This window comes from Ilyobacter sp. (assembly GCF_041583315.1).
Lineage (GTDB): Bacteria > Fusobacteriota > Fusobacteriia > Fusobacteriales > Fusobacteriaceae > Ilyobacter.
On sequence record NZ_JBFHGC010000529.1, the window covers coordinates 1 to 1,983 of the forward strand.

The 1,983-nt window shown below is 35.6% G+C and carries 3 protein-coding genes; 2 read left to right on the forward strand and 1 reads right to left on the reverse strand.

The annotated features are described in order from the left end of the window. The first annotated feature begins 55 nt into the window (after nucleotides 1–55). Nucleotides 56–784 carry a formate dehydrogenase accessory sulfurtransferase FdhD gene (gene fdhD / locus ABZA26_RS13825; RefSeq protein ID WP_372715077.1) on the forward strand — a complete coding sequence of 243 codons (729 nt, stop codon included), beginning with the start codon at nucleotides 56–58 and terminating at the stop codon, nucleotides 782–784. A gap of 26 nt (nucleotides 785–810) precedes the next feature. Beyond that, entirely contained in the window at nucleotides 811–987 is a 177-nt protein-coding gene (locus tag ABZA26_RS13830; RefSeq protein ID WP_372715078.1) for a hypothetical protein, read from the forward strand. A gap of 96 nt (nucleotides 988–1,083) precedes the next feature. On the opposite strand, the gene ABZA26_RS13835 is transcribed toward ABZA26_RS13830, so the two are convergent. Then, nucleotides 1,084–1,983, reverse strand: a 900-nt coding sequence (locus tag ABZA26_RS13835; RefSeq protein ID WP_372715079.1) for a DMT family transporter, incomplete at its 5' end; no start/stop codon positions are given.

Consider the following 1,983-nt stretch of genomic DNA (forward strand, 5'->3'; position numbering starts at 1 on the left):
ATGGCTTTAAAAATATAAATACTCCAGAGGAACTAAGGGAGGTGGGGGGAGAGAGATGAAGAAAAAGTCAAATATTTTTACTGAAGAAGCAGTGGACCTGTTTGTAAATGGAAAAAAGATGATAACATTTATGTGCACCCCTGAAAACCTTAGTGAAATGGCTCTGGGGTATCTGTATTCCAGGGGGCTTATAGACAGTATAGATGAGTTTATAGGAGCTGCTCCATGCAGCAGCGGCAAAAGAATATTTGCCGTTGTGGATAAGGAGTTGAAGGAAGAAGTCTACAGCATTAAAAATATAGTGATGAGCGGGTGTGGTAGTGGTGAACTGCCTAAGGAATCACAATTTTACAAAAGAGAGATAAGATCAGGTTACAGAGTTGGGATAGTAAATATAAAAGAAACTTTTGCAACAATGCTTGAATCCGCCAGTCTGCACCAGTCTACAGGGGGAACCCATTCGGCAGCTATAAAAGATAGTGACGGAAGGGTTATCGTAAGAGAGGATATAGGAAGGCATAATGCTGTGGATAAGGTTATAGGGGCTGCCCTTCTTGAAGGGATGGACCTTGCAAGGTCCACGGTGGTAATATCGGGGAGAGTATCTTCAGATATGGTAGTAAAAGCTGCAGGTGCAGGAGTTCCAGTGGTGGCTTCTATGAGAATAACCAGCAATATGGCAATAGATATTGCAAACAGATATAGAGTCAACCTTATCGGAAGAATAGGTAGTAGTGATCCGCTTATCTATAATGAAGTAGAGGGAACCTTTATAGAAAGATAAAATGGATTGATAGGGAGGTTTTAATCATGTATTTTATTCAGTATGTATATGAGGTAGTTGGGGATTATAGTGTCGGAAAGGAATTAGGAACAGTAATTCTAGATAAAGTTAGTAGTAATATGGAAGATATTATCGATGAAGTGTCATGCAAAACACAGAGATCTGTACTGGGAATAAAAGAGATACAATTTATAGATAATTAGAAAAAATCAACTTGAAAATCAGAATATAATAAAAAAAAGAATACTTTCATAAGTATGAGGAAGAAGCTTTTCAGAGATTCTTCCTCTTTTTTATGTTTAAGAATTATTCTGTATCTTATATCTCTGCTTACCAGACAGGTCAATTTTCGATATCATTGTCCCTGCTAATAATATAACAATGCCTACTATATTTACAGTAAAAAGGTATTCTGATAAGAAAAAATGACCTATAATAGCGGCTGTTGGAAGTTCCACAAGACTCATTATTGCGGCTTTTGTTGGTGTTGTAAATTTAAGTTCCCTAGAATAAAAAGTGAAAGAAAGAACTGTCGGAACTATTCCTAGTACAACTGAAAAACCTATCATTTTAAAACTCAAGGCTTTTAAAATCATATTTGTATCTATTATAGGGAGTATACAAACAGATCCTACCAAAAAACTATACATGATTATCCCCGTTAAATTGCATTTTTTAGGAACACTCTTACTTAATATTGGAAAAAATCCATATGCTAATGCCGATATAAGACCAACAAAGATTCCCGCTCCATTGGTTTTTAATACAGAAAAGTCTCCTCCTGTCACAACAAGAAATGCTCCATAAAATGCTAAAAACAATGCTAAACCTTTAAATAAAGTTATCTTTTCATTAAAAATTATCCTTGATAATATTGCTGTAAAAAGAGGTCCTAAGCATACCATCATTATTGCCACCGTTGTTGATGTCATGGATATGCACTTAAAAACTGCCAAACTCATTGTTCCCTGAGTTATAATGCCAATTAAAATGGAGTGTTTTAAGTCTTCCCTGCTTATTTTTATTTTTTTTGTATCCGCTATTGAATAAAAAGTAAACATGGATAAAAATGCAAAAAATAGCCTTAAAAAAGCCACTTCAAAAGGTCCCACTCCCGTTTGCCCTACATAATGCGATGTAATTCCTAATGTACCCCATGCAATCCCCGCTAAAAATGCAAGACCGTATCCTTTTTGCTC

Coding starts and splice junctions, on each gene's coding strand:
- fdhD (WP_372715077.1), top strand. CDS start 56: ATGAAGAAAAAGTCAAATATTTTTACTGAAGAAGCAGTGGACCTGTTT.
- ABZA26_RS13830 (WP_372715078.1), top strand. CDS start 811: ATGTATTTTATTCAGTATGTATATGAGGTAGTTGGGGATTATAGTGTC.